The organism is Pseudomonas sp. FSL L8-0168 (assembly GCF_037976155.1).
Lineage (GTDB): Bacteria > Pseudomonadota > Gammaproteobacteria > Pseudomonadales > Pseudomonadaceae > Aquipseudomonas > Aquipseudomonas paracarnis.
Genome location: NZ_CP150262.1, coordinates 885501 through 912287 on the forward strand (window position 1 = coordinate 885501; position 26787 = coordinate 912287).

Annotated in this window: 22 protein-coding genes and 1 pseudogene; 9 read left to right on the plus strand and 14 right to left on the minus strand. The window is 59.4% G+C overall.

Annotation, left to right across the window (positions count from 1 at the left end; genetic code table 11):
• Positions 1 to 17: 17 nt before the first annotated feature.
• The 4 genes from MHH62_RS03655 to MHH62_RS03670 form a co-directional block, all read right to left on the minus strand.
• Positions 18 to 386: an AprI/Inh family metalloprotease inhibitor gene (locus MHH62_RS03655; RefSeq protein WP_014718405.1), complete on the minus strand. Its 369-nt coding sequence runs from the start codon at positions 384 to 386 to the stop codon at positions 18 to 20.
• A 48-nt stretch (positions 387 to 434) separates the two neighbouring features.
• The gene (locus tag MHH62_RS03660; protein ID WP_014718404.1) at positions 435 to 1868 is read right to left on the minus strand and encodes a serralysin family metalloprotease; all 1434 of its coding nucleotides are present in this window, start codon (positions 1866 to 1868) and stop codon (positions 435 to 437) included.
• 369 nt (positions 1869 to 2237) lie between these two features.
• On the minus strand, positions 2238 to 3341 hold the full coding sequence (locus MHH62_RS03665) for a P1 family peptidase (RefSeq protein ID WP_058410439.1): 1104 nt from the start codon (positions 3339 to 3341) through the stop codon (positions 2238 to 2240).
• A 9-nt stretch (positions 3342 to 3350) separates the two neighbouring features.
• Positions 3351 to 4715 (minus strand): APC family permease, encoded by a 1365-nt coding sequence (locus tag MHH62_RS03670; RefSeq protein WP_014718402.1) that lies wholly within the window; start codon positions 4713 to 4715, stop codon positions 3351 to 3353.
• 199 nt (positions 4716 to 4914) lie between these two features.
• Here MHH62_RS03670 and MHH62_RS03675 point away from each other — a divergent pair, with 199 nt between their 5' ends.
• Positions 4915 to 5700, plus strand: a complete 786-nt coding sequence (locus MHH62_RS03675) for a helix-turn-helix transcriptional regulator (RefSeq protein ID WP_339232515.1) — start codon at positions 4915 to 4917, stop codon at positions 5698 to 5700.
• A 2-nt stretch (positions 5701 to 5702) separates the two neighbouring features.
• Here MHH62_RS03675 and MHH62_RS03680 read toward each other — a convergent pair whose 3' ends face one another.
• The 5 genes from MHH62_RS03680 to MHH62_RS03700 form a co-directional block, all read right to left on the minus strand.
• Entirely contained in the window at positions 5703 to 6170 is a 468-nt protein-coding gene (locus tag MHH62_RS03680; RefSeq protein WP_014718400.1) for a M10 family metallopeptidase C-terminal domain-containing protein, read from the minus strand.
• A 189-nt stretch (positions 6171 to 6359) separates the two neighbouring features.
• Positions 6360 to 7439: a polyamine ABC transporter substrate-binding protein gene (locus tag MHH62_RS03685; protein ID WP_339232516.1), complete on the minus strand. Its 1080-nt coding sequence runs from the start codon at positions 7437 to 7439 to the stop codon at positions 6360 to 6362.
• Positions 7440 to 7499: 60 nt separating this feature from the next.
• Positions 7500 to 7841: a cupin domain-containing protein gene (locus tag MHH62_RS03690; protein ID WP_032903416.1), complete on the minus strand. Its 342-nt coding sequence runs from the start codon at positions 7839 to 7841 to the stop codon at positions 7500 to 7502.
• Between the two features lie 23 nt (positions 7842 to 7864).
• Positions 7865 to 9271 (minus strand): FAD-dependent oxidoreductase, encoded by a 1407-nt coding sequence (locus MHH62_RS03695; protein WP_038450061.1) that lies wholly within the window; start codon positions 9269 to 9271, stop codon positions 7865 to 7867.
• A 49-nt stretch (positions 9272 to 9320) separates the two neighbouring features.
• Entirely contained in the window at positions 9321 to 10130 is an 810-nt protein-coding gene (locus tag MHH62_RS03700; RefSeq protein ID WP_014718396.1) for a helix-turn-helix domain-containing protein, read from the minus strand.
• Between the two features lie 257 nt (positions 10131 to 10387).
• On the opposite strand from MHH62_RS03700, the gene MHH62_RS03705 reads away from it, so the two are divergent.
• A complete protein-coding gene (locus tag MHH62_RS03705; RefSeq protein ID WP_014718395.1) occupies positions 10388 to 10660 on the plus strand; it encodes a DUF1652 domain-containing protein in 273 nt (90 codons plus the stop codon).
• A 264-nt stretch (positions 10661 to 10924) separates the two neighbouring features.
• On the opposite strand, the gene MHH62_RS03710 is transcribed toward MHH62_RS03705, so the two are convergent.
• The gene (locus MHH62_RS03710; protein ID WP_032903413.1) at positions 10925 to 13387 is read right to left on the minus strand and encodes a UvrD-helicase domain-containing protein; all 2463 of its coding nucleotides are present in this window, start codon (positions 13385 to 13387) and stop codon (positions 10925 to 10927) included.
• Positions 13388 to 13604: 217 nt separating this feature from the next.
• Here MHH62_RS03710 and MHH62_RS03715 point away from each other — a divergent pair, with 217 nt between their 5' ends.
• Complete coding sequence (locus MHH62_RS03715; protein WP_014718393.1) at positions 13605 to 14300, plus strand: pirin family protein; 696 nt, start codon at positions 13605 to 13607, stop codon at positions 14298 to 14300.
• 72 nt (positions 14301 to 14372) lie between these two features.
• Here the strand turns inward: MHH62_RS03715 and pgm are convergent, their stop codons facing one another.
• The 4 genes from pgm to MHH62_RS03735 form a co-directional block, all read right to left on the minus strand.
• Positions 14373 to 16016 carry a phosphoglucomutase (alpha-D-glucose-1,6-bisphosphate-dependent) gene (gene pgm / locus MHH62_RS03720; RefSeq protein WP_014718392.1) on the minus strand — a complete coding sequence of 548 codons (1644 nt, stop codon included), beginning with the start codon at positions 16014 to 16016 and terminating at the stop codon, positions 14373 to 14375.
• A gap of 811 nt (positions 16017 to 16827) precedes the next feature.
• Complete coding sequence (locus MHH62_RS03725) at positions 16828 to 18231, minus strand: PLP-dependent aminotransferase family protein (RefSeq protein ID WP_198833145.1); 1404 nt, start codon at positions 18229 to 18231, stop codon at positions 16828 to 16830.
• Positions 18232 to 18267: 36 nt separating this feature from the next.
• A complete protein-coding gene (locus MHH62_RS03730) occupies positions 18268 to 19692 on the minus strand; it encodes a hypothetical protein (protein WP_177324605.1) in 1425 nt (474 codons plus the stop codon).
• Between the two features lie 705 nt (positions 19693 to 20397).
• Positions 20398 to 21420: a zinc-dependent alcohol dehydrogenase family protein gene (locus tag MHH62_RS03735; protein WP_014718390.1), complete on the minus strand. Its 1023-nt coding sequence runs from the start codon at positions 21418 to 21420 to the stop codon at positions 20398 to 20400.
• Positions 21421 to 21688: 268 nt separating this feature from the next.
• Here MHH62_RS03735 and MHH62_RS03740 point away from each other — a divergent pair, with 268 nt between their 5' ends.
• From MHH62_RS03740 to MHH62_RS03765, 6 genes and pseudogenes are all read left to right on the plus strand, one after another.
• A complete protein-coding gene (locus MHH62_RS03740) occupies positions 21689 to 22603 on the plus strand; it encodes a LysR family transcriptional regulator (RefSeq protein WP_032903409.1) in 915 nt (304 codons plus the stop codon).
• Positions 22604 to 22704: 101 nt separating this feature from the next.
• Positions 22705 to 22942, plus strand: a pseudogene (locus tag MHH62_RS03745) (integrase); the annotation flags it as partial.
• Positions 22943 to 23555: 613 nt separating this feature from the next.
• Complete coding sequence (locus tag MHH62_RS03750) at positions 23556 to 24284, plus strand: AraC family transcriptional regulator (RefSeq protein ID WP_019820103.1); 729 nt, start codon at positions 23556 to 23558, stop codon at positions 24282 to 24284.
• A 182-nt stretch (positions 24285 to 24466) separates the two neighbouring features.
• Positions 24467 to 25531, plus strand: a complete 1065-nt coding sequence (locus tag MHH62_RS03755) for an SDR family oxidoreductase (RefSeq protein ID WP_072434674.1) — start codon at positions 24467 to 24469, stop codon at positions 25529 to 25531.
• Positions 25528 to 26505 (plus strand): aminotransferase class III-fold pyridoxal phosphate-dependent enzyme, encoded by a 978-nt coding sequence (locus tag MHH62_RS03760; RefSeq protein WP_339232519.1) that lies wholly within the window; start codon positions 25528 to 25530, stop codon positions 26503 to 26505. Before MHH62_RS03755 ends, MHH62_RS03760 begins: the two co-directional genes overlap by 4 nt.
• 42 nt (positions 26506 to 26547) lie before the next feature.
• Positions 26548 to 26787: a hypothetical protein gene (locus tag MHH62_RS03765; protein WP_339232520.1), complete on the plus strand. Its 240-nt coding sequence runs from the start codon at positions 26548 to 26550 to the stop codon at positions 26785 to 26787.

The following is a 26787-nucleotide window of genomic DNA, read 5'->3' on the forward strand; positions in this document are numbered from 1 at the left end:
ATGCTTATAACTTTTAATTAAAGTTTTCGTTGCAGCCTTACAACTTCGCCCGCTTTAGTGCGGGCTTGATAGTCGCCCTCTTTCTGGCGATTCAAATGGGTGATCCCTGAGCCTTCAGCGTTAAACAGCCAAATACCATCCGGGGTGGGCGACCACGTCAGCGGCTTGTCGCCCAGCCATTGCTCGGCACAGGCGATATCGCCCTCCAGGGCGTTGGCTTGCTCCACTAACTTGAGCGCGCACACCTGATCCTGCTGCTTCAGCTCCCACTGCCCGGCAAGCTGCGCGGAGGTGGGTAATACAAGACTGCTAGCCATTGCGTGGGCTCCTGCCGACACGAACAACACCTGCACAACACAGGCGATCAAATGGGAAAAACGTGGCATATCCAACTCCGGCCTGGAGCGCGGCGCCGAAGCACCGCGCGCTTTACATCAGGCTACGATGTCACTGGCAGCCGCCTGGCCAACGGTGGTGACGAGGAAATCCGCCACGCCGTGCCCGGAGAAGTCCACCGCCAAGGTGCCCAGGTTGGTACCTGAGGCATAGGTCAGTACAGCATCGCCGGCATGCCCGGTAAATGCGTTGACGAAGGTCACGCCCGCACCCTTGGTGATACCGGACAGGTCGATCTTGTCCGAACCGGAGGTGAAGTCGAAGATCTTGTCCGCAGCCCCTGGCCTGGAGTCGGAACTGGCACCGTACACGAAAGTGTCGCTGCCAGTGCCGCCCCACAGCTGGTCCGCACCGCCGCCGCCGTAGATGAGGTCGTTGCCGGCCCCGCCCTTGATGGTGTTGGCGACTTGGTTACCAATGATCAGGTCGTTGCCCGAACCGCCGAACGCGTTCTCGATGGTGACGCCCTTGGCGATGGATACATTGCCCACCAGGCCGCCCACATCAGAGAACGAGGTGGCAGTGAGGTTGATCTTCTGGTTCTGGGTAAAACCGGAGAAGTCCAGGGTGTCGTTGCCGCCACCGTCCCATACCGAGAACACCAGCTTGTCGGCATTGGAACTGGCGCTGAGGAAATCACGCCCGGTGTTGGAGTTGAACCCGTAGGTGGTGTCCGTGGCGCGGGTGCTGAGGTTGGCACCGTAGAGCTTCTGGATCGCGGCGATGTCGTCGATCAGCGGGCCGGAAGCGTAAGCCTCGACACCGCCTTTGCTGAAGTTCTGGTTGGTGTTGCTCTCGCTCCAGTAACTCATGAGGCTATAGCCACGCGTGTCCTGTCCATAGGTGGCGTCGTTATAGGTCGGGTTGCCGTTCCCGGCGTTGTAGTCGCCAGGGTGAGCCAGGCCCAGGGTGTGGCCGATTTCGTGGGTCAGGGTCTGCCGGCCATAGTTGTTCAGGTCCGGGGTCTTGTTCGGCGTGTAGCTGTTGTTGGTCAGGTACCACGAGGTGCCATCGTAGCCCGCACCGGTGCCGGGCAGGTAAGCGAAGGCCGCGGCGCCGTCCTGGCCGCTGCTGTAGTTGCCGAAGGTCATATGGCCGTCACCGCCGGAAGCCTTTTCAGTAAAGGTCACGTTGGCGACATCCGCCCAGGATTGCATGGCCAGTGCGGCCTGTGCTTTCTGCTGGGTGTTGAATTGGCTGAACCCTGAGATGCCATGTTTGTTCATGGTGCTCTGGGTAGCCGAGGTGAGGAAGGTGTAGGTCAGATCGATCTTGCCGTTGCCATCAAAGTCCCGGTACGCAGCACCATCCCGCAGCAGCTGGGTCGCTGCCTGGTCTACGGTGTAGGACGGTTTGCCATTGACCGTGAGGTTGCCGCCACGGTCATACAAATGGCTGAAGCTATCGATTTGCGAGTAAGCAGTGCTGGCTTGCGCGGCAGATACAATAGCTTTGTCTTTTACTTTTGACATAAACGTACTTCCTTGTTTGCAAGTGCATCAGTCTTTGTTCGATAGGAACCTCGCGGGCGAGGATAGTCCTATCACTCACCTCTTTTGAAGGCGTAAGAAAACTGACACAACTTGAAATCTTTCGTCTACATCTATTTCCATCGCACACTTGTGACGCAGGTTCAAGTTGAAGAAGTCGCACGCAGTGTTTATTGGGGGCCGTTGCGTTTGTGTGGCCGAATCGGCGCACACCACTATTTAAATATTAAATACAAGTAAAGCCACTCTAAGTGAGCGGCCCACTTGATTAATGGATCCAATATATTGTCACGGTGTCATTAGCAACATTAAAGAGCCACTATTCGCACTATTAAAGTGCGCTGTCCCCCATTACCGGGACATACTCCAGCCACACTGTTGCATGGCTGCCAAGAGGGTTTCGCCAGCCAGGCCCGGCACCTTGACGCCGTCTTGAGTGGTCATGTCTTCACCTGCCAGAATGGCATTGATGATCGCCTCCTCCACCGCCTCTGCCGCCGCGCTGAACAGCGGCGAAATATGGTCGTTGTTGACCATCTGCAAGCCGGTGCTGAGCGGCAGGTCCTTGCGCCCATAGTCGGCCGGCGGCAAATCACGGTTACCGGTGGCAAACGCCAGGAACAGGTCGCCGCTGGAATCCTCGGTGCCGCCACCGGTGCGCGCAATGCCAATGGACGCGCGCTGTGCCAGGCGCTGGCATTGGTGCGGCAGCAAGGGGGCGTCCGTGGCGATGATCACCACGATGGAGCCCATGCCGGGAGTGCCACGCTCGGCAAAGGGCGAAGCAATGTCCGTCAAATGACGGCCCACCGGGTAACCATCGACCCGCAGCTCCTGGCGCTTGCCATGGTTGGCCTGCACCAGTACGCCCACGGTCCAGCCGCCCTGCTCCGTTGGCAAGCGCCGTGACGCAGTGCCGATGCCGCCCTTGAACTCGTGGCAAATCATGCCGGTGCCACCGCCTACCGCGCCTTCCTGCACCGGGCCGCTTTCAGCCTGGTCCAGGGCCTGGCGCACATGCTCAGGGCGAACATGCTGGCCCCAGATGTCGTTGAGCAGGCCGTCATAAGTTTCCATGACCACCGGCATGCACCAGTACACCGCCGGGTCCGCCAGACGCTCGCGCTCCAGGGCGATCAGGCTGTCGCGCACCACCCCGATACTGTGGGTGTTGGTAATGGCCATCGGCGTGGTCAGCAGCCCCGCCTCGCTGATCCATTCAAGCCCCGTGGCGTCGCCATTGCCGTTGAGCACGTGACAGCCGGCAAAACACGGTTGATGTCGCGCTTCCCCGGCACGCGGCTGGATCAGCGTAACGCCGGTGCGCACCTGCTTGCCGTCGACCTGTGCCTTGAGCGTGGCATGACCGACGCGAACCCCGGGAACATCGGTGATGGCATTCAATTCGCCGGGCATGCCCAGCCCCAACGTGATGCCCAATTGACGTGCACGCATACCCACTCCTTACAATTTCTGAAACGCCGGACTCAACCGGCCACTGATGCAATACAAAATCACCGACAGGGCCAGCAAGCCGATGATGATCATGATGTCGCGTACCGAGGCCTCCAGGATCAAGGTGACCAGCAGGTAACCGGCACCCAGTACCGCCAGCAATGCCGGCAGCGGCCATAACGGCATGCGATAGGGATGCTCGCGATCACGCAACAGCACCCGGCTCATCAGCGCGCTCAGCGCCACCACCAGGTACACCAGCATGATCAGCAGCACGCTGAATGAGGTCAGGTCGGCCAGGTTAGAACTGAAGCTCAACAGCGCCGAGGGTATCGCCAGGAACAGCGTCGCCAGCCACGGTGAGTCCCAGCGCGGGTGAATACGCGTGAACAGCTTGTTGATGCCAGGCGTCCACAACGCATCGCGGCCGCTGCTGAACACCACCCGGCCAATCTGGATCACGATGGCAACGATGGCGTTGAACACCGACAGGAAGATCCCGGCGCTCACCAACCGCGACAGGGTTTCATTGCCATGGCTGGTCAACAGGTAGCCGATCGGGTCGGGGCTGCTGATCATCTCGCTCAGGGACGGCGCGCCGATCAACAGCGCGGTGATCGGCACCAACTCAATCACCACCACCAACCCCAACGACCAGAGCACCGCCTTGTGCACGCCCTTGCCGCCGCACTTCATGTCTTCGGCCAGCAACACCGCCGGGCCGTAGCCGTTGAACGAGAACAGGCCGATGCCGACGGCGCCGATCACCAGCGCCCAGGGCGCCAGGTGCAACACGCCGTTTTCGACGATCTGCGGCTGCAGCAACACACTGGCCGGCTGCACCGGATTACCGAAGCCGATCACCACAATCACCAGTAACGCCGCCACTTCCAACAGCAGGCAGGTGCCGGTGATCCAGGCGTTGAGCTTGATATTGAGGATGCCCAGGGCGTAGCTGCATACCACGATCACCAGAGCGACAGTTTGCGCGTCGAATGTCGTGCCCAGAGCGTTATTCAGATAAGTCGCCGCACCGGTCGCCAATACCGGCGGGATAAACAACAACATCACCAGCACTGTCAGGAAGGTGGCATAACCGGCCATGCCACCAAACACACGCTTGGCATACACGTACTCGCCACCGGCGCTGTTATGGGCGCGGCCGAGCTCGGCGTAACAGAAGGCAAACATCAACGCGAGCAACGCCGCCATCACGAATGCCAGGAACACGCCACTGCCCGCCTGCTGGATGGCAAACGGGGCGATCACGAAGACGGAACTGGCCGGCGTTACCGCTGAAACGGTAATGGCCACTACATCGAAGACGCTCAGGGTGGGCTTGAGCACGCCATCGGGCGCGGGGGAAGCACTCATATCGTTATCCTCTGTCGTTGTTTTTGGTGTGAGGCAGAAACGAAACATGATTTTTCCTCGGGATATGCTTCCCGTTGGACAGTGACGACGTTATCGGCTGGCGGGGCTGTCGGCCAATTCCCCTATTGGCGTACTCCCCTTGACGGTGCCCCCCAGAAGCCTAACCCTTGGCTGATCATTTGAGGGTGGGGATGTTGAGATGAACCTGTTCCGGGAAATCGGTATGCACGCGGGGTTGGGCCGCACCCTGTCTCAGATCGGCACGGAGCGGTTCTGGAAGCAATTGGTGCTGTTATTGCACCAATCCCTGCCCTTCGATAATGCCCTGGCGATTTTCTATCCGCTGGATGGCCCGCCCCAGGCCCTGGAAGAGTACGACGCCCAGCCCAGCAGCAAGCCGGCGTCGATGCTGGTGTACCTCAACGGCTTGTACCTGCTCGACCCGTTTTACCAGGCCTGCCGCGAAAACTACGCCAGCGGCGTATACCGCCTGGAGGAAGTGGCGCCGGACCATTTTCGCCAGAGTGAGTACTTCCTCAATTATTTCCATGACAATGTGCTGGAAGACGAAGTGCAATTGATCCTGCAATTGCCTGGCGCCGGCACCCTGTCGTTGTCACTGGGCATGCAACGGCGCTTCAGCTTTGAAGAAACCGGGCTGTTGACCACGCTGTCGGCCTGGGTGTTGCCGCTCATGCAGCAGCATTGGCAGCAAAGCACCGAGCGGGCACCGGCCATGGACAGCCAGATTCGCGATGCCCTGAGTCATTTCGGCAGCGGTGTACTGTCGGACCGCGAACTGGAAATCGCCCGGCTGGTGTTGCGGGGGTTCTCCTCCAAGGCCATGGCCGAACGCCTGAAGATCTCGCCGGACACCGTCAAGGTGCACCGCAGGCATTTGTACGCCAAGCTGGACATTTCGTCGCAACCCGAGTTGTTTTCGTTATTCATTCAGTCGTTGGGGCATGACTTGGAGAATCCATAGGCTTAGTCCGAATGAAAGAAATTAATATGCTGCGGCAAAAGATTTACGCCATCAACGCGTATAGAAAAGTTCGGCCCTTCAGGGTTGACCTTGATAGTCAAAGTGCTCACGCCAAACTCATGAGTCAGTTGCACATCCCCCACTTCCACGGGCGGGCCTGGCTGAATATTAATAGCTGAGATGTTGTGGTCTTTTAATACCCCGGCCACATCGATTTCATCCTCCTTGGGGTTGAAATTCAACAGGGTGTCAGGGTCATCGCTAAGGGAGTCGGTACTTTTTTCATATTTGAATGTGTTTTCACCCTGGCGCCCCACCAGCTGGTCGCCACCGCCACCGCCGATGAGGACCGAGGGCTCGCCACGCCTGGCTTCGAGGCGCTCACGCTGGTCTGTGCCGCGTAAGGTGGGCGGGCTGTTTTCCGGTTGGGTCCAAGTGCCGCCAGTGGGAAGGCTTTGTATGGAAGACATATAAGTCACCTGTCAGATCATGAGTGTATGTGAAAGTGTTACGCGTTGCGGATTGAAATCTCTCACGCAGGCAATAACACTTTCCACTCCAAATAATTGACATCACATGTCTTAACTATGACGTGATTATTTATTCCACCCAGTACCGATGACTTATCGGCCTTCCTGGTGGCGCTGTTTTCCTGTTATTTAACGCCCCGTACGAATGGTATTCCAAACCCGAGTACGCACCCGGTCGATGTTCAACGGCATGGCTTGCAGTGCAAATAACTTGCCCATCATTTCCGCACTTGGATACACCTTGGTATCGGCCTTGATCGCCGGGTCTACCACGCTGTCGGCCGCCGCGTTGCCGTTAGCGTAATGCACGTAGTTGGTGATACTCGCCATCACGTCCGGGCGCAGCAGGTAGTTCATGAACGCATAGCCGGCTTTGTCATTCGGTGCGTCGACAGGCATGGCGACCATGTCGAACCAGATTGCCGCGCCTTCCTTGGGAATGTTGTAGCCGATATTCACGCCGTTTTTGGCTTCTTTGGCGCGGCTTTCGGCCTGCAGGATGTCGCCGGAGAAACCGACGGCGACACAGATGTCACCATTGGCCAGATCGGCGGTGTATTTCGAGGAATGGAAATACGCCACGTAAGGTCGCACTTTCATCAGCAAGGCCTCGGCCTTCTTGTAGTCTTCGGCTTTTTTGCTGTGGTGCGGCAAGCCCAGGTAATTCAGCGCGGCTGGCAGCAGTTCGGGGCCGTTGTCGAGAATGGCGACGCCGCATTTTTGCAGCTTGGCCATGTTTTCCGGTTTGAAGATCAAGTCCCAGGAATCCACCGGGGCGTTGTCGCCGAGTACCGCCTTGACCTTGTCGATGTTGTAGCCGATACCGGTGCTGCCCCACAGATACGGGAAGCCGTGGGCATTGCCGGGGTCGTTGTCTTCCAGGGCCTTGAGCAGCACGGGGTTGAGATTTTTCCAGTTGGGCAACTGGCTCCTGTCGAGTTTTTTCAGGGCGCCGCCCTGGATCTGTCGCGCCATGAAATGGTTGGAGGGGAACACCACGTCATAGCCCGATTTACCGGTCATCAGCTTGCCGTCGAGGGTTTCGTTGCTGTCGTACACGTCATAGGTGAAACCGATGCCAGTGTCTTTCTGGAAATTCCTGGTGGTGTCCGGCGCGATGTAGTCCGACCAGTTATAGATCTTCACGGTCTCGGCGGCCTGGCTGATAGAGGCCACCAACATCAAGGGCAACAGGGCAATGGCTTTCATGGTTCGATTTCCTGGCGGTTTTAGGGCTGTTTTTATGGCAGGCGATCAAGGATCAAAGCGTTACAGAATCAGGACATAGGTCTTGCGCACGGTTTCCTGGATATCCCAGATACCGGTGCTATTGGCTGGCAACATCAGTGCGTCACCGGCTTGTATGTGCAGGGTTTCCCCATTGTCAGGCGTGAAGGTGCAGCGCCCCTGGATGAAATGGCAAAACTCCTGGGACGTGATCTGCCGACGCCAGCGCCCCGGGGTGCAGGCCCAGATGCCGGTCTCGACGCCATCGTTGCGCTCCACGCTCAAGGTGGAGGCCACGGCGATGGGCGCGCCCAGGGGCACCGCCACCGGTGATGAATCTGGCAGAGGGGTGTTCAGCGTGTCTTTGAATTGGGTAATGCTCATGGTTTTTCCCTGTGGGTGACGAGTCAGTGCATGAAACCTTCCATGAAACCGGCAATGCCGGTCGCCAGCTTGCGGCGCCAGGGCGCAGTGTTGGGGTTGGCCAAGACCTGGTCTTCATGAACAAAACTACGGATGATCGCGTTGTAACCCAGCCAGCGGCACGGCTCCGGCTCCCAGGCCTTGAGTGCTTTGAGGCCGCCTTCGCGAATCACCCAGGGTTGTTGGGTCAGCAAGGTGTCGCGGCCGAGGATCAAATCGGCCAGGGTGCGGCCGCCGAGGTGGGTGGCGCCCACGCCCTCCCCGCCATAACCGCCGGACAGTGCGATGCCCGTGGCGTGGTCACAGAGCATGTGCGGACGAAAACGGCGCGACATGCCGAGGTTGCCGCCCCAGGAATGGGTAATCCTGGCCTTTTTCAGCTGTGGGAAGAGTTCGCCAAACAGGTAGCGACGCAACTCCACTTCGCTGTCGGTCAGGTCGAAGTTGTGCCGCAACTTGCCGGCAAATTGATAGCCACCACGGGCGCCGAAGACCAGACGATTGTCGGCCGTACGCTGGCCGTAGGTGACCTGTCGGCTGCTCTCGCCAAAGGCCTGACCCTGACTGAGCCCGATGTCTGCCCAGGTACTGGCCGGCAGCGGTTCGGTGGCGACGATCAAGCTCTGCACCGGTAACTGGTAGCGGCCCAATGGGGGCAAGGTATTGGCGTAACCCTCGACAGCAGGCACCACCCAGGCGGCGCGCACGCTGGCCTTGGCGGTGCGCAGGCCGCCGGACTGCCAATGGGTCACGGGGCTGTTTTCGTAAATGGTCACGCCCAGGTTCTCAACCGCCCGCGCCAGGCCACGCACCAGCTTTGCCGGGTTGATCGTCGCGACGTGGGGGGCATAGATGCCGCCATAAGGCTTGGCAATGCGGACCTGCTCGGCCAATTGCTGCGGGCTGAGCCAGCGGTAGTCGTCTTCGGTGAGGCCCTGGGCGTACAGCTTGTCCAGATAGCGGCGCAGGCTGACTTCCTGCTCGGGGTAGCGTGCGGCGCAATACAAGGCGCCGCCTTTGCGGTAGTCGCAGTCAATGCCTTCGCGGGCCAGCACCTGGGCCACTTCATCAGGGATACCGTGCAGCAGGTCAAACGAAGCGCGCCGGTGCTGAGGGGCAAGCTCAGCCAGCAGTCGGTCTTCCCCCAAGAGGTTGCCCATCAACCAGCCACCATTGCGACCGGATGCGCCAAACCCAGCAGTCTGTGCCTCGATGATCGCGATTTTCAGCTCGGGGGCCTGGCGCTTCAGGTAATAGGCGGTCCACAGGCCGGTGTAGCCGGCGCCGATAATCGCCACATTGACGTCCAGGTCGTGCTCCAGCGATGGACGCGCTAACAGCGGGTCGTCCAACTGGTCCATCCATAAACTGATATTGCGCCATGCCGGCATGCCAGCTTCCCCTACCTCGGTTCGATAGGGCCGATCCTAGAGTGCAGTGTCAGGGGCTGTCTTGCGCGCGTGCACGCAGGGAAATTTGTTTGAGGTACGCCTTGGGCGATTGCCCGGTGTGCTGGCGAAAAGCGCTGTAAAACGCCGAGAGTGAATTGAAACCGGCCGCAAAGGCCAACTCATCAACTTTGACCGGCGCGGTGGCGTGATCCAGCGCGGCCAGTAAATGCTGGAGTCGCGCCTGGTTGACGTAGCGATAGAAGCTCTGCCCCAGCACTTGGTTCAGCAGGTAGGACATCTGGTTGCGACTGTAGCCACAGGCCTTGGCGACCCGCTGCAGATCCAGCTCCGGGTCCAGATACGGCTGCTGACGCTCAAAATATTGTTGCAGGTCATTGGCCATATAACCCAACTGCTGGGGCGACAGGCCCAGGCGGCTGACCGTAGGGCGCAAGGCCTGGGCGGGTTGCTCGTGCACCAAGGACGCATATTCATTCACCCGCCAGATCAACCCGTCGCGCACCGTAATGGCCTCACTGGTACGAAACGACACCAGGCCCTGGCCGCCACGCAAGGTGATGCGGTACTGGATAAACGCCGTATCGCCATCGGCGCGGATGCGGTCAGTGTGTTCAATGGCCTCATCCGCCTCACGGGGCATGCTGGCTTGCAAGTACTCGCGCAACTCGGCATAGCCCACCACACGGTTCTGGAAAAAATCGTGGTACTGGATCTCGGGATGGTAGTAAGCCATCACCCCGTCCAGATCGCGATGACGCCAGCACAGGTGATGGCGCAGCACCAACTGGCCGGTAGCGTGGGAATTCTGGCACTCATCGTCTGGGGCGATGTCGGGCATATTGGGCTCTACGACGGGAGAAAATGTTTGAGAGTGCCGAAGTTTACCCGCCCCTTCAATGGTCAAATCGAGCGCCTGACTAATGGCCTTTTGCCTATTCCTCTGTAGGACATGACCTATATCAAAACCAGGCGAAAGAACCGCCGAACGGGCGCAAAAAAGTCACCTTGCAGTTGCGAACGAATGCTATTTTTAAGCCCTAGATGTCATGACCAGCGAAGGTCCTGGCCCCTGCCGCGAGCTAAAGGAAGCGCTCAATGAACAAGGTGGGCAACATGAACAAAGTGACATTTCCCAACGCCTGCCAGCTGATGCGCTGGCATTTTCACCCCATGGGCTTCGAGGGCAGCATGGACGCCCCCGGCAGCATGATCGCCCGCCTGTTCGACCGGGCCAGCGGCGAGACGTTGATCGCTATCGCGGGGATTCCGTGCGCTACGGTGATGAACGCGGCTGATGTGGAGCGCATCATCGAGGCCGTGGAGGATGAATTGGAGAGTTTCGTGCCGCCGGTTTCGTTGCGGGCGTGAGGCGGGGCTAACCGCCCCACTCTGACGGTAACCACGATGCGAAGCGAGTCGCTCTTGATCTGCTTTTGATCTCAGGCGCCCCGTTCCAACTGTGTCGCCTGTCAGGCCGCCTTCGCGAGCAAGCCCGCTCTCACAGTTGGATCGTGGAGTGTCAGGTAGATAGGCGTCTGCTGTCAGGCCGCCATCGCAGGCAAGCCAGCTCCCACATGTTCGATCCCGTGTTGTCAGGTAGAGACGCGTCGGCTGTCGGGCTCTTATCGCAGGTCAGCCAGCCCCCTTCGGCGCACGCTGATCATCAAAAAACACCTTCCTGCCATCCACCCGCTCAGACGCCCTGGGCACATTCACGCCTTGGCCTTCCGGCTTCTCCACATACCAATAGCAATGGCTGACCGCCCGGGTGATCCCCACATAGGCCAGGCGCAACACCTCGTCTCTCTGGGCATTGTCATAAGGCTCACTGTCGCCATCCTTACCCAAGCCCGCCATGCGATAGACCTGATTCTTGTACGGCGAGCTGGTGACATGCTGACAATCGCCCAGCAAGAACACCGCATCCGCCTGCAAGCCCTTGGCACTGTGATAAGTCAGCTGTTTAAGCCTGCGCGCCTGAGGCGCCGAGCTAGAATCCACATTAACTACAGACTGAATATGCTCTTGAATCAATAACTTATCGCTACTTTTTCGATAAAGCATCAGGATCGAATCGCCCCGCTGATAGTGCTCGAGCAACCGCTGCCCCAGTGCCGCGTCGTCACGCTCCAACACCGTGACGGGCACCAATACCTTGGGCTCGCCACTGGCCTTGGCCTTCTTGCCCGGGATGGCCGGCGCGCTACGGACGATATGTTCGGCAGCGTCGATGATGTGCTGGTGGCTGCGGTAGTTCTCGCCCAGCATCACGCGGGTGGTGCTGGGCGAAACAAACTCCTTGTTGAACTCCATGAAGTACTTGGGCGAGCTGCCGCGCCAGCCATAGATGGATTGCCAGTCATCCCCCACGCACAGCAAGGATGAGCGTTGGGCTGCGCGCCCGACGTGCATGGCCGGCCCACGGCTGCGGATTTCGCGCAGGCTGGCGCGGATCCAGGACACGATCTGCGGCGATACGTCCTGGAATTCATCGATCATCAAGTGCGACATCGGCCGCAACAAGGGATCACTCAGCAGCTTGAGGTTCTCCGGGGTGTTTTCGCCAAACAGCGAGAACATCCGGTTGTAGGTCATGATCGGCGGCGATTGTTCCAGCAGGTGATCTTCCAGCGCCTTCCAGAAAATGCTCAGGGCCTCGAAGAACAGCCGATCCGGGTCGTCCTTGGCAAAACTCATCTGGCCAACCGCCGTGGGGACATCCAGGCCGAGGTTCTCGATAAACCCGGCTGCCATGACAAAACTGTCCAACAGGGGCGCCGAGGCGAGTTCGCCTTTAACCTTGTAATCGAAGCCTGGCCCGGCCGTGGCATCGCCGCCCAGACTGCTCAAAAGGCGCTTTGAAGATTCGTAATTATCCAGCCATATCAGTGGCTTATTACAGAAAGCTTGAAACAACGTGCGCTTTACTGCCCATTCTGCACGCACCGAGAGTTTCGAACTCGGCCGACTGATCTGCGGGTTTTCACGCCCATCGAACCCCAGTACCACCCAGGCGTCCAGCTCCGGGATGTAGCCGTGGCAATGAAATCGCGCGCCGTTGATTTCAAAGGTCTGACGGCTGGGTTCGATACCTTTGATCGGCCAGGCACCGGCGCGAAACCACAGGTCCTCAATCACATCACAGAGTTCTTCATCGCGCTTGGCGGCCAATTCAGTCACGGCCATACGCTTTTGCACGTCAGGATGATCGCGCTCCAGCTCCTTGAGCTGAAGGCTATGGCGGGCCAAGGGTGCAATCAACTCGCGAAAACGCTGATGGCGGCCATACAAGCGGTGATAACAAGCGTTCATCTGCTGGCGCTGGGCGTCACTGATACGCAGGTCGAAGGCGTTGCTGTCGGCGTCTTCAAAACCACCGCTGAGGTTCTCAAAGGCCTGCAGCCGCTCAAAACCCGGCAGGCTGCGCACCATCGGCAGGATGCGCGAATGAAAGGTGCGCACCAGCGCCTGGGCTTCCTTGCTGCCAAGGGGTTGGCCCCACAGGTTGAGAATTTCCATGAGTTTGTTGATGAAGTCCTTGCGCGACTCGCGGGTGAACGTCACCACAGTCATTGAACTCAGTTCAAAGCCCAGGTAATGACTGAGCAGCAGGATGCGCAGCACCAGGGACGTCGACTTGCCAGCGCCGGCCCCCGCAATCACCGAGGTCGAGGGGGTGTCGCTGAAGATCATCTTCCATTGCGCCGCGCTTGGCTGCGCATGGGCTGGCAGCAGGCGCGCGACATCGGCCTTCATGCGCTTCTTCACCTCTGCGGTGAGCGGCAATCGCCAATCGTCGAACAGGCTGTCATCTATGCCTGGCGCACGGTGCTCATCGGGGCGAAAGTCACGAATCAGCAGGACTTGTCGGCCCTCCTCGATGCCATCAGCCCTACCCTCACGGTAACCGTACTCAACGCCCGCCTCATGCCCACTGCGAAAGCCGTCGGCCTGGCCATGCAACCAGGAAAACCTGTGCTGCGCACGCAAACGGGTGAGGCCATGGCCGAACAGGCGCGCGGCAAGCCGCTTCAACAACGGCATTTCAGCCAAGGGGCGCAGTTCGGGGGGTAGATCAGGCTGTTGTTGCGACACGCGGACTCCTGCGGTGAGCTTGTTTTGACCAAGCCGTCATGGTCGCCGGAAACGCCGCTCAGTTCCAGCCAAATGCTTTGTTGTCATGCAGTTAGGCGATGAAGTGAAAGTGAACACCGGGGTTAAACATCGAATAAATGAATCATAAACAGGCATTTTTTACGCTTTTTCTCGATCATGCGCTGCTGGATGATAGGTTCATCAACAGGAGACGATCATGCTTGAACTTCGACCTTTCAACACACTGGGCGGCGCCCACCATGGCTGGCTTGACGCTCATCACCACTTTTCCTTTGCCGAATACCACGACCCCCAGCGCATGCACTGGGGCAACTTGCGGGTATGGAACGACGACATCATCGCCCCCGGCAGCGGCTTTCCCCAGCACCCGCACCGCGACATGGAAATCATCACCTATGTGCGCGAAGGGGCCATCAGCCATGCCGACAACCTGGGTAACAAAGGCCGCACCGAAGCCGGCGACGTGCAAGTAATGAGCGCAGGCACCGGCATTGCCCACAGCGAGTACAACCTGGAGGCTACGCCAACCAAGATCTTTCAGATCTGGATCATTCCCAATGAGGCTGGCTTGCCGCCGTCCTGGGGCGCCAAACCGTTTCCACAGGGCAACCGCGAGGGCTTTGTAACCCTGGCCAGCGGCAAGGCTGGCGACAGTGAAAGCTTGCGAATTCGTGCGGATGCACGCTTGGTGGCAGCTAACCTGAAAGCTGGAGAAAGTGCGGAGTACCGGCTGGACAGTGGCCGCCGGGCGTACCTGGTGCCCGCCACGGGCGTGATTGACGTCAATGGCGTGCAGGCAAAGGCGCGAGATGGTGTGGCGGTTGAGGATGAACAGGTATTGCGGGTAACGGCGATTGAGGACAGCGAAATCGTGCTGGTGGACCTGGCCTGATCTCAACTCTCGTTGCTATCTAATGTGGGAGGCGGCTTGCTCCCTCCCACACTTCTACCGCATGAGTGTCAGTTATTGGCTGATTGCACCATCAACCAACACCTGCGCCTCCTCCACCAGTTGCTTGAGGTGCTCTTCGCCAACGAAACTCTCGGCGTAGATCTTGTAGATGTCCTCAGTGCCCGAGGGCCGTGCGGCAAACCAGCCGTTTTCGGTCATGACTTTCAAGCCGCCAATCGCCTGGTTGTTGCCCGGCGCATGGCTGAGGATCTGCTGAATGGTCTCCCCGGCCAATTGCGTGGACGTGACCTGCTCCGGCGACAGTTTGCCCAGTAGGGCTTTTTGCGCTGGAGTGGCTTTGGCATCCACACGGATAGCGAACGGCTCACCGAGGGCATCGGTCAGGCCGCGGTAGATCTGGCTGGGGTCCTGGCCTTTGCGCGAGGTCATTTCGGCGGCCAGCAAGGCCGGGATCAGACCGTCCTTGTCGGTGCTCCACACGCTGCCGTCCTTGCGCAGGAACGAGGCACCGGCGCTTTCTTCGCCGCCAAACCCCAACGACCCTTCAAACAAGCCATCGGCAAACCATTTGAAGCCCACTGGCACTTCGTACAGGCGACGACCAATACGCGCTGCGACGCGGTCGATCAGGCCGCTGCTCACCACGGTCTTGCCTACGGCTGCATCGGCGCGCCAGTCCGGACGGTTCTGGAACAGGTAGTCGATGGACACCGCCAGGTAGTTGTTGGGCGCCAGTAAACCTCCGGAAGGCGTGACAATGCCGTGGCGGTCGTGGTCCGGGTCGCAGGCGAAGGCAACGTCGAAACGCTCCTTGAGCCCGATCAGACTTTGCATGGCGTAGCTGGAAGACGGGTCCATGCGAATCTGGCCGTCCCAGTCGACGCTCATGAAGCGGAAGGTTGCGTCGACCTCGGTATTCACCACCTCCAGGTTCAAGCGGTAGTGCTCGGCAATCGCCGACCAGTAGCGCACCCCTGCTCCGCCCAGTGGGTCCACGCCCAAGCGCAGGTCGGCGCTGCGGATCGCGTCCATGTCGATCACATTGATCAGGTCGGCCACATAGCTGTTGAGGTAGTCATGGCGATGGGTGGTGTCGGCCTTGAGCGCCTGGGCGTGAGTGATGCGCTTGACCCCGGCCAGCTTGTTGGCGAGCAGTTCGTTGGCCTTGGCTTCGATCCACTTGGTGACATGGGTATCAGCCGGGCCACCGTTAGGCGGGTTGTACTTGTAGCCGCCACTTTGCGGCGGATTGTGGGACGGTGTAATCACAATGCCGTCCGCCAGGCCGCTGGTACGGCCGCGGTTGTAGCAGATGATGGCGTGGGAAATCGCCGGCGTCGGCGTGTACTCGTCGCCCTCGGCCAGCATCACATGCACGCCGTTGGCCGCCAGTACTTCCAAGGCGCTGGCACCGGCTGGCGTCGACAATGCATGGGTATCCAGGCCGACAAACAAAGGGCCAGTGATGCCCTGCGCTTCGCGGTACAGGCAGATGGCCTGGCTGATAGCCAGCACATGCCACTCGTTGAAACTCAGTTCAAACGAGCTACCGCGGTGCCCGGAAGTACCAAAAGCCACACGCTGAGTGGAGATCGCTGCATCAGGCTGGCCGGTGTAGTAGGCCGTGACCAGTCGCGGGATATCCACCAGCAACTGGGCTGGCGCCGGTTTGCCCGCAAAAGGACTGATAGTCATGCATAAACCTCGAAAAGAAGGATTCGGAAAAAATGACAGTTTACTGGGACTTGGACTACTGCGCGACGGTATCGATCCGACAGCCTGAAGAGAAATTTCGGATAATTGAGGTGAGGATATGCACTCGGCCTGACAGCCTGATTGGCCGTCAGCCCCCTATCGCTGCATCGGTATCTACACAATTTTGGTGCGACGCTGGACCTGTGGCGAGGGAGCTTGCTCCCGTGACGGCCCTGCAGACGGCGCTGATCTAACTGACGCGCCGAGATCTCAATGTGGGAGCTGGCTTGCCTGCGAAGGCGGCCTGACAGTCAACACAGTTGGACCGTGTACATATCCATTCCTGCGGTTAAGGCTACTTAGGGTTCCGCCCTGACGGCGGCTCACTTTTGAAAAGCGCAAAAGTAAGCAAAACGCTCTTGCCCCACCACTCGGCACCTCGCTTAGGCTCGGTGTGCCCGTAATCCGCCAGTGATTTGGGGGGCCGCCGCCACGCGCCATCCATGGCGCGGGGCGGCTAAACCGGCATCCCTGCCGGTTTACCCCCCAAATCCCTGTCGAATTCCGGCCAGCGTGGTTTAACGGGGCGCTTGAGATCAAAAGCAGATCAAGAGCGGCTCGCTTCGCATCGTGGTTACCGTTGGCTGCTACAACCTACAAAATTGTATAGATACCTATGCCTATCGCAGTTCAAGCCAGCTCCCACATTGGATAGTTGTAGGAGCGAGCTTGCTCGCGAAAAACGCACAGGCGCCGCGTCTATTCAGGCAGCGCGCGTTATCGTTGTCGTTTTTCGCGAGCAAGCTCGCTCCTACTCAGTCTGCGCCTGCCGTAGTGACTGCGCCAGCGTATCCAGGGCGATGTCCAGGTTGGGGTGGCCACTGAAGGTATGGCTCAAGCGCATATGCTGGTGGTGCAAACCACTGAGGCTGAACAACTCGCCCGGGGCAATCACCACCTGCTGGGCGAGCATGCGCTGAAACACCAGGCGCATGTCCACCGGCGCCGTCGACTGCAACCAGAAACTCGCCCCGGCCACGGGCATGCGGTAATACACCCGCCCTTGCAGACGCACATCCAAGCGGTGACTCATGGCATGGGCCTGCTCGTGGAGGCGCTGACGCAGCGTCTGCAGGTGCAGGTCAAACCGCCCACTTTCATAAAGCCGGGCAATGGCGCGTTGTCGGATAGCGGACAGTCGAAACGAACGCAGCAGGAATTGGCGCTGCAATTCACTGCTCATCTGCTGCGCCAGCAGGTAACCAAAGGGCGCCTCCGGGCCCAACACCTTTTCGAACGAAGAAAACACAATCAGCCGCTCTGGGTTGACCAGGCCGCGCAAGGCCGATCCGGGCGGCGCAAAGCTCAGGTCACCAAAGGTATCGTTCTCCAGCAACCAGCAGCCGTGCTGGTCTAGCAGACGCGCTACGTGCAGCCGCTCGGGCTCGGTCATGGCGTTCCCCGAGGGCATGCTGACCACGGACGAGAGCAGCACCAAGTGCACCGGCTCATGGCGCAGCAGGTGCTCAAAAGTGGCCAAATCGGGGCGGCCGTCGGCGCGCCAAGGCCATTCAATGACCCGCACACCTGCGGCCTGTAGCAGGCGCAACACCAGGTAATCGCAGGGAGATTCAACCACCACCACGGTGCCTTTAAGGCCCAGGGCATCAATCAGGATGTCCAATACGCCTTGAAGGTCGGCCCCCACATACACCTCATCCGCTTGCCAACAACGGGTGGGCGACGAGGTATAGCGTGCGGCCAAGGCGGCGCGCAACTCCCACACACCACAGGGTTGCGAAGGTTGCAGGTGATGGGGATACCGGCGTACCAGTTGACGCTCCAGCGCCAGCAACGCGCCATCCAGCGACCCCAACAGCGCCGGTTCATCGCCACTGAGCACCACCATCGCCGGGCGCCGGGCGGCCGTGTACAAACGCTCGAGCAAGTCTGTACCTGCCATAAGGGGCGCGTTTGCAGCCACGGGCCAGGCGAAGTAGCCGGACTTGGCCACCGAGTACACTCGTCCTTCCTTTTCCAGCAACGAATAGGCGTACTGAATCGTCGAGATCGACACATTCATGCGCGTCGATAACTGCCGCAGGGAAGGCAGTTTCACTGGCGTTTCCCGGCTGACTTCGTTGATCAGATTGATCATGTAGCGGTACACCGCCTGATAGGCAAAGTCTACTTGCCGCTCCCCCCGAAGGTTCATTGTTGATCACCGGCTTTGATTGGCGAATACACGCTGCTAACGCCCCGACACTTGGGCGATGCGCACCTTGGGCCGCGCCAGCGTTTGTTTGCATACCCGCATGCCGCGCCCTCCCAGCAGCGGGCCCTTACGATACAGGTGCTGCAACAGCGGCAGCGGCAGCCCACTGGTATCCACTAGCCACTGGTGCAGGATGTCCGCAGCGGGTTTGCCCTGTAGTGCCTTGTGCAGCTCAGGAAGTGCCACCAGCATGCCGGGATGGCATTGACGCAAGAAGCTCTCCAACCGTTCGCCATGTTGAACGAAGGGCGCAAACAACAGGCACGTCAACTGGCTGTCGTCCAGGCCGGAGAACTCCTGAATGTAGGCGGTGGACAGCAACTGCCCCTCTGGCCCTGACGCTTCTTTGATCAGCGCGACCGGTACTTGCCTGCGGTGCAGGAAGTCTGCCGCACGCCGAACAAACCCCGCGACGCCATGTTCGTAGGACAGCTCACGCAGACACTGGGCCTGCACGCCGTGCAAATGCGCCATGAGCAATGGGTTGGGATAGGCGGGATGGCTGAAATGGAACTCGAACGGGTCCCGTTTGTAGGCGAGGAACCCGGTGAGCAGTGGCGCATGGGCGACATCGGCGTCCTTGAGCAGATCAGCGATGCCGATATAGGCCAAATGACGATGCCCGCCCCGGCCCGGACTTTCGCTGCCGGCATAGTGCTCGCCATAGAGATCGCGGTAGCACCCCACGCTCCATTCCTCCATGCGTGCAAACCACCCATTGAGCGACGATGGCTTGCCGGGCGCAAATGCAAGGCCGGTCGCCAGCGCATTTTTTTTCAGCCACGCGATGTATTGGCTTTGCTTGCGCACTGAATCACCGCTGACCAGGGCATGCACGCCGCCGTTCCAGGTAGCGACCCGCTGGTAGAAATCGCCCAGGGCCAGGAGCGTGTCATCGCACAGGGCGGCGCGGATATCGCCGGACGTCAGGTGCCCAATCATCAGTTTGTTACGCTGGCTGATTTCCCGAGCGGCACTGGACGCCGGGCGCTGATGGTTGAACGGCAGCACCTCATGGTTTTCCACCATCAACAGCTCTACCCGTGGGTCGTCATGGAAGAACAGCGCTGCGTAGCCCTGATTCAGGCAGTCGAGCGTTGCTTGAGTCATACCCGCATGCCGCAATGTTGCCACCCGTATCTGAAAAGTCTTGGGCGAGCGGCCGGCAATGGTCAGTTGCGCCGCACGCAGCAACGCGAGGGTGTAGCTGCTCACTTCGCCGCCACCGTGGGCGATCAGTACTTTGTAATTGCCCACTTGTTCCATGCCGCCTGCGGCCACCACGATGCGCTGAACGAGCAATTGAAGTGACGTTCGTTCGGCACGCGTAAAGTGCCCGATTAAACGTTGCAGAACTTGCTGGTAAACATAGCTCATGGCTTGTTCATGAATAGTGCTCATCGTTCTACTACCCGAGTTGAAATATCAGTTTCAAGCAACTACCAAACAGCGTTGCTCGACTTATTACATCTGTAGGCTTGTCATCCAGTGCGCAGCACAAGTTTGAGTCAACATTAGCACCTTGCAACAAAAGCGCAGGTGAGAGCATTGAGGGGGCCTATGGCCGCCCCGCCGGAGAATCCAGCGCCTGCGCGGGCTCTAGCGAAATAGCTATTAGCCTTAGGAATGTTCCGACAACGTCCTACACTGTTTTAACTAAGCAATTAGAGAATTGTCCGACAAATATTAATCACCTGCGCACCTTGGGTGCGCGTAAAGCAAAAGGGTATTCGTTTTGCACTTGCCGGGAAAAACAATCCGAGCCTCGTTAGTTCTGAAGGTGCGTGACGCAACTGCCGTGTAATCAATCATGGCTCAATCCTTGAGATAACAATGAAGACTCAATTATCGGCACTCAAATAATGATTAACAGATACAGAACAGCGTCAAAAAGCAGCTCAGATGAGCTGCCTGCCCAACTTAAATGACGCCCACACACAAGCGCCGCACTGGATTTCAGGGCGGCGCAAGGCAATAACAGTATTGTTTACGGGGCAGAACGCCCCTGCGGCGGCTCAACCCCGGTGCGGGTTAAGCCCTGTCAAATGGCGCATTTGCCTCATCAGCTCAGGCGCCAGCGTATTCATTTGCGAATACTCCTACAGCTCAAACAGCTTCAACCTGCAACGCCACCCGTTCGCGGCACGGGCATTCGTCCATGTATCGGTGCGCTTCGACGAACTGACTGAATGGAAATACCGTAGTCTTCAGTGGGACAAGCACCCGGTCGGCTGTCAGCTGGTTGATATCGCGCAACGCGCGCTGCAACGCCACGTGATCCTGGATAATGCCCAACTCCGGCTTGCCGGTGAAGTTGCCGATACAGTGCACAAAGAACTGAATGTTCTTCTGGAACGCCGCACAGGCCGGGAATGGCGTCTGGTTGCCACCTTGCAGGCCATACAGCACCAGGCTGCCGCGCGGCGCCAGGACGTCTCCGAGCAGCGACATCTGCGGGCCACCCAGGCCATCAAACACTACGTCGACGCCCCGGTTGTCGGTGAACTTGTTGATCTGCATCAGCAGGTCTTGTTCTTCGGTCACGATGACTTTTTCTGCCCCGAGGGACAGCAGGTATTCACGTTCAGCACTGTCTTTGGTGGCGGCAATCACCCGCACACCCAGGGCCTTGCCCAACTGCACAAACGAAGGGCCGGCACAGTGGCTGGCATCGGTCACCAAAGCGAACTGGCCGGGTTTGACCCGCGCCAGGTCCATGTAGGCAAAGTACGCAATCAGCAGTGGCGTGTAGTGCACGCTCGCTTCAATCGGACTCAAGACATCGGGATAACGGGTCAGGGCCGAACGGGGCAGGACGATCTGCTCGCCATACACCGGGTAATCATTGGGGCTCTCGGCCGGAAAACTGGCCACTTTATCGCCCACCGCCAAGTCATCCACGCCGTCGCCGAGGGCAACCACAACCCCGGCCATCTCATGGCCCAGGCCAGAAGGCAGGCGTGCATGGGAAGACGCCAGGTTCTGGCGCCACAGGATGTCGTACCAACTGATGCCGATCGCGTCGACACGCACCTGCACTTCGCCCGGTGCGGGCTGCGCGGCCGCATGCTCTTCGCATTTGAGCACCTCGGCCGGACCAAACTTGTGAAAACGGATCGTGCGGGACATCGCAAACCTCGTCAAAGTAACCTCTAATGCCATGAACTTTATCTGGGCTTTGGGGGTAAGACCACCGGTCACCATTAATAGTCGACATGCCTGTCATTGATTCCGCGAAGGAGGAACACCCCTCAACTATCGTAGGAAAAATCAATTAGCCGGTGCAGAGTACCAGCCTTTCCCCGTAAGATTCATGCCGGTCATCCCTCTGAATCGAACCTCAGGGGTTGCTACATGACCGCTCACATCAAGTTTGCTGACTCTTCCAGGACACAAGATGAACCGTAACGACCTGCGTCGTGTCGACCTTAACCTCTTGATCGTATTCGAAACCTTGATGCATGAGCGCAGTGTGACCCGCGCCGCCGAGAAATTGTTCCTCGGCCAGCCGGCCATCAGCGCAGCGTTGTCACGCCTGCGCGGGTTGTTCGATGACCCCCTGTTCGTGCGCACCGGGCGCAGCATGGAACCCTCGGCCCGCGCCGTGGAAATCTTCGCCCTGCTCTCCCCGGCCCTGGACTCGATCTCCACCGCCGTCAGCCGCGCCGCCGAATTCGACCCTGCCACCAGCACCGCCGTGTTTCGCATTGGCCTGTCCGACGACGTGGAATTCGCCCTGCTCCCGCAACTGCTCAAACGCCTGCGCTCCGAAGCCCCCGGCATCGTGCTGGTGGTACGCCGCGTCAACTACATCCTGATGCCCAGCCTGCTCGCCTCCGGCGAAATCTCCATCGGCGTCAGCTACACCGCCGACCTGCCCGCCAACGCCAAACGCAAGGTACTGCGCCGCAGCCTGCCCAAACTGCTACGCGCCGACAGCGTACCGGGCTCGCTGAGCCTGGATGACTTCTGCTCACGGCCCCACGCCCTTGTGTCCTTTGCCGGCGACTTGAGCGGGTTTATCGATGAAGAGCTGGAAAAACTCGGCCGCAAGCGCCACGTTGTGCTCGCGGTGCCGCAGTTCAACGGCCTGGGTACGTTGCTGGCGGGTACGGACATTCTGGCCACCGTGCCGGATTACGCGGCGGAAGCGCTGACCTCGGCGGGTGGGTTGCGTGCCGAAGACCCGCCGTTACCGGTGCGCTCGTTTGAGCTGCATATGGCGTGGCGGGGTTCGCAGGATAATGACCCGGGGGAGCGGTGGTTGAGGTCGCGGATTCAGATGTTTTTTGGGGACCCCGATAGCCTGTAATAGAATTCCACTAAATTCCATAAACCCGTTTTATAACAATAATTTATTGGTTATTTCAGTCCATCGTCGTCTGTCTAAATCCAACGATTGCGCAGTCAGTAGGCAAAGGCTGGGTGTTCGTCTCTCCGGTCTATCCGGGACGTCCCATAAACCCGACCTCTATGCTCAAGTCTTTTCAGCGCATCTGGCCGGAGTACAACATGACGGCCCATGGCTTTCGTGCCCTACAGGACCATTGCACACGAGCATTTGGGTATAGATCCTATCGTGCTTGAACTGTCTTTATCCCACCGAATGCCGGCTGCGCTCGGAGCAGTGTACGCACGGGCTCAATTGCTCTTGACGGTGTACTTGTTTATTACGGGGTTCAAACACGAAAAGAAGAACGGTGGATACCGGCTATACCCACCACCAGCCCCCACACGTCAGGGCAATGACCGCGCCTACTCCCAGCAGCCACCAGAACAGGGTGCGCTTACGCACTTGTGCACCCGCAGGTACGCATTCAGGAGGGCCCTCAGGGAGCGGTTCAATTGGCACAATCACCACGGGCAAGTTGTCTCGGTTGAAGGGCTCTATACCGGCAAGCCCCATGCAGCGAAAGCCAACGTGGAGGGAATCGTAATCAGCAGGTCGAAGCAGGCTCTGACAGCCCGTGAGGGTGAAGAAAAACAAAAGAAGGCAGGCCTGGTTTTAACATGGCGTCCGTGCGTCCTTGCGGTAAAAACAGGCATTATGCCGGCGATTGATCCCATGCCCAATTCGCAGCTCCCCCAGGTCAAAGCGTTTTTGCAGAGCAAAGGGGGCTCCTTTGGCGACCCGATAGCCTCTAAGCGTCGAAAGTCCGGCATGCGTGCGGCGTTATGCCGGTAACCCACGCTTGAATCCAGACCTGCACAGGCCTACCCTGCACGCGTCGAACAATCACCCAACACGTCAAGGAAGACTTCAAATGTGGGATGGCAGCGTTACTTTTGGCGACTCATGGGCCGGTTACATTGGCCGTGCCGATCAAAACACTGCTCACTCCCATGTCGCCATCCAACTGTGCATCGGCGTAGGCCAACCCGCCACCCTGGAGCTGCCGGGAAAGGTGATCCGTGCGGCAGGCGTGATCATCGGTCCCAACGTCGAACACCGTGCCGTGGCCGAAAGTCATCCGGTGGCATTTTTGTATGTCAGCCCGGACACGGCGTTGGGCCGTGCGCTCAATGCGTTGCTGCAAGACGATGGCATCGCCCTGGCCAGTGACGAACTGCTGGAGTGTTTTCGCCGGAGCACGTCCCTGTCGCACTTTGTCGACGCCCTCTCGCGGCTGCTGGCAATTACCCCGCCGATCGACCACAGGCTCTACAAAGCGCTGAATATTTTGCGCCTTGACCGCGACGGCCCTGGTTGCGTCAGTCGCGCAGCCCAAGCGGTGGGGTTGTCCAGCCCGCGCTTGCGCTGCGTCGCCACCCACCAGATGGGTGTTTCCCTCTCCCAATGGATCATCTGGAACAAATTGGAGCGCGCCTCCAAATCCCTCGCCGGTGGGTCGACGTTGTCGGACGCCGCTGCCGACGGCGGCTTCTCCGACCAGGCGCATCTGGCTCGCATGATGCGCCGCATGATTGGCATGACGCCGCGCACCGCCGCCGAGGTTTTGCGTAAGACAAGCGTTTCGTTCAAGACGCGCTGATATCAAAACGCCAATATCAATCGCATCTTATTCGCGACCACGTTAAGCGCTGAGCACCGGCTCCCAGAGCACCTCAGCGCCACCGAAAGTGAATAGAAGAGTGTTCGCCCGGGGCACCTGTGCCTGCGATTCGGCGAAACGCACCATGAATTCTTTCGATGAATCCGCAGGATGCGCCCTACATGTCAGCACAGCAAAAATTAACCGTCCTTCTCACTGGAGGCTCAGGGGTGCTCGGTGAGTCACTGATCGACTGCCTGGCAGAGGACTTTCACTTGGTCTGCCTGGCGCGCAAAAGCCGTATCCGCGATCCCCGAGTGGAAGTGCTCAAGGGTGATATTTGCAGCGCTGACCTGGGCTTGGCCAGCGACGTTTATGCGGCGCTGGTTGAGCGTGTCGACTGGGTGATCCACGCCGCGGCGGTGACGCGACTGGACGGTGATATCGACCAGATTTTTTCGGTGAACTACCTCGGCACCGAAAACGTCGTGGCCTTTGTGCAGCAAGCCAAGGTGCCGCTGTATCACATCAGCACCGCCTTTACTCACCCCTGCGACTATTACGAAGGCGTACAAGCAGAAACGCCTTACGAAGTCGCCAAGCGCCAGGCCGAAACCCTGGTGCGCTCGGCCGGCATCGACGTGTCGATCTTTCGTCCGTCCATCATTATTGGCGACGCCAGCACCGGGCATATGCCCAACTTCCAGGGTTTCCATATGACCATGGGGCTGATGATGTCTGGCGTGCTGCCCATCGTGCCCTGCCCGCCTGCTGGCTATGTCGACCTGATCGCCCGTGACGTCGCGGCGCGAGCGATCGCCAACGCGCTGCACCAGCGTTTGATCGGCGACGATTATTTTCTCACAAGCGGCCCGCAGGCCCTGGATCTGACGGGTCTGCTGGACCTGATGTGCCAGTCCATGGACACCCAGAAACAACCCTTCACACGGCCACGCTGCATGGCGCCGGACATTTATGAACGGTTGATCCGCCCGGTATTTCTACCGGCGCTGAGCGGCAATATCCAGGCCGCCCTGACCCGTGCCACCCAGTTGTGCCGCTATGCCTGCCTGCGCACGCCACTGCCCACTTCATTGCCGCAGTTACTCGGCGAGCCGGCATTCAGCCAACGCGACGTCAGCCGTGAGTTGCTGCTCTCGCTCAACCACCTGGCGCCCAAGCTGGGGGCTCTGACGCGCATGCTCAAGCAGCCGGTGACAACGCCCACAGAAGCGAGCGTGGCATGAACCACACTGTTATCGAACCTACTCTCGACGCCGCACAGGTCGACCAATACCTGCGCCAGCACGTCAACTCAGGCTACGCACGCCTCGCGTCGCTGATGAACCTGCCAATCGAGCAGTCCAGCCGTGGCGTCTACATCTACGACGAGCAAGGCCGCCAATACCTGGATGCAGGCGGCTATGGCGTGTTTTTCCTCGGGCACGGCCACCCGGTCGTCGTGGAAGCGGTTACTCGGCAACTGCAGCAAAACCCTTTGGCCAGCAAGTTGTTGCTCAACCCGCAACAGGCCTTTGCTGCCCACGCTCTGGCCGCACTGTGCCCGGGTGACCTGGACTATGTGTTTTTTTGCAACTCGGGCGCCGAGGCCACCGAAGCCGGCTTGAAACTCGCCCGCCTCAACGGTTGCCGCCGCACGCTGTCGACGCTCGGAGGCTTCCACGGCAAGACCCTCGGCGCCCTCGCGGTCACTGGCCGCGAGAGCTACCGAGAGCCTTTCAGCGGGTTGCTCAGCAACAGCGAGTTCGTGCCGTTTGGCGACAGCGTCGCGCTGGAGCAGCAACTGCGCGCATCGCCGGACAAGGCTTGTGTGATCCTCGAACCGATCCAGGCCGAAGCGGGGGTGATCCTGCCGCCATCCGGCTACCTCAGGCGCGTGCGCCAACTGTGCGATCAATATGGCGCCGTGCTGATTATCGACGAAATCCAGTCTGGCCTGGGTCGCACCGGCTATTGGTGGGGCTGCGATCAGGAACAGGTGGTGCCCGACATCATGCTGGTGGGTAAAAGCCTGTCCGGCGGCTGCGTACCGGTGAGCGCCATGGTGGCCCGCGCCGAGATCTACGCGCCGTTCAATCGCAACCCTACGGTCCATACCTCGACCTTCGGCGCCAACCCGCTGGCCATGGCGGCTGTGCAGGCCACGCTGCAAGTGATGGTGCAAGAAGACCTGGTCACGCGTGCCCGCCTGCTCGGCTAGGACCTGCACGCCCGCTTCAGCGCGCTGTTGCAGCAACAGGGCTTGGCCGAACGCGTGCAACTGCGCAGCGCGGGCTTGCTGCTGGGCTTTGAATTCGCCGAGGCCTCAATCGCCGCCAACATGGTCATGGCGCTGATCGAGCAACGCATCATTGTGTGCCACTCGCTCAATGACCACCGGGTGCTAAGGCTCACGCCGTCGCCACTGCTGACGGCCCAGGATTGCAACTGGCTGATCGAAGGCTTCGCCCAGGCGCTGACCACTTCGATGCCATCCCTTTAA

What these genes read in the sequence shown, in the direction of transcription:
- MHH62_RS03725 (WP_198833145.1), bottom strand. Translation starts at nt 18,231, where the DNA reads ATGAACCTTCGGGGGGAGCGGCAAGTAGACTTTGCCTATCAGGCGGTG.
- MHH62_RS03705 (WP_014718395.1), top strand. Translation starts at nt 10,388, where the DNA reads ATGAACAAGGTGGGCAACATGAACAAAGTGACATTTCCCAACGCCTGC.
- MHH62_RS03660 (WP_014718404.1), bottom strand. Translation starts at nt 1,868, where the DNA reads ATGTCAAAAGTAAAAGACAAAGCTATTGTATCTGCCGCGCAAGCCAGC.
- MHH62_RS03715 (WP_014718393.1), top strand. Translation starts at nt 13,605, where the DNA reads ATGCTTGAACTTCGACCTTTCAACACACTGGGCGGCGCCCACCATGGC.
- MHH62_RS03735 (WP_014718390.1), bottom strand. Translation starts at nt 21,420, where the DNA reads ATGTCCCGCACGATCCGTTTTCACAAGTTTGGTCCGGCCGAGGTGCTC.
- MHH62_RS03655 (WP_014718405.1), bottom strand. Translation starts at nt 386, where the DNA reads ATGCCACGTTTTTCCCATTTGATCGCCTGTGTTGTGCAGGTGTTGTTC.
- MHH62_RS03750 (WP_019820103.1), top strand. Translation starts at nt 23,556, where the DNA reads ATGTGGGATGGCAGCGTTACTTTTGGCGACTCATGGGCCGGTTACATT.
- MHH62_RS03730 (WP_177324605.1), bottom strand. Translation starts at nt 19,692, where the DNA reads ATGAGCACTATTCATGAACAAGCCATGAGCTATGTTTACCAGCAAGTT.
- MHH62_RS03700 (WP_014718396.1), bottom strand. Translation starts at nt 10,130, where the DNA reads ATGCCCGACATCGCCCCAGACGATGAGTGCCAGAATTCCCACGCTACC.
- MHH62_RS03685 (WP_339232516.1), bottom strand. Translation starts at nt 7,439, where the DNA reads ATGAAAGCCATTGCCCTGTTGCCCTTGATGTTGGTGGCCTCTATCAGC.
- MHH62_RS03755 (WP_072434674.1), top strand. Translation starts at nt 24,467, where the DNA reads ATGTCAGCACAGCAAAAATTAACCGTCCTTCTCACTGGAGGCTCAGGG.
- MHH62_RS03680 (WP_014718400.1), bottom strand. Translation starts at nt 6,170, where the DNA reads ATGTCTTCCATACAAAGCCTTCCCACTGGCGGCACTTGGACCCAACCG.
- MHH62_RS03675 (WP_339232515.1), top strand. Translation starts at nt 4,915, where the DNA reads ATGAACCTGTTCCGGGAAATCGGTATGCACGCGGGGTTGGGCCGCACC.
- MHH62_RS03760 (WP_339232519.1), top strand. Translation starts at nt 25,528, where the DNA reads ATGAACCACACTGTTATCGAACCTACTCTCGACGCCGCACAGGTCGAC.
- MHH62_RS03740 (WP_032903409.1), top strand. Translation starts at nt 21,689, where the DNA reads ATGAACCGTAACGACCTGCGTCGTGTCGACCTTAACCTCTTGATCGTA.
- pgm (WP_014718392.1), bottom strand. Translation starts at nt 16,016, where the DNA reads ATGACTATCAGTCCTTTTGCGGGCAAACCGGCGCCAGCCCAGTTGCTG.
- MHH62_RS03665 (WP_058410439.1), bottom strand. Translation starts at nt 3,341, where the DNA reads ATGCGTGCACGTCAATTGGGCATCACGTTGGGGCTGGGCATGCCCGGC.
- MHH62_RS03670 (WP_014718402.1), bottom strand. Translation starts at nt 4,715, where the DNA reads ATGAGTGCTTCCCCCGCGCCCGATGGCGTGCTCAAGCCCACCCTGAGC.
- MHH62_RS03690 (WP_032903416.1), bottom strand. Translation starts at nt 7,841, where the DNA reads ATGAGCATTACCCAATTCAAAGACACGCTGAACACCCCTCTGCCAGAT.
- MHH62_RS03695 (WP_038450061.1), bottom strand. Translation starts at nt 9,271, where the DNA reads ATGCCGGCATGGCGCAATATCAGTTTATGGATGGACCAGTTGGACGAC.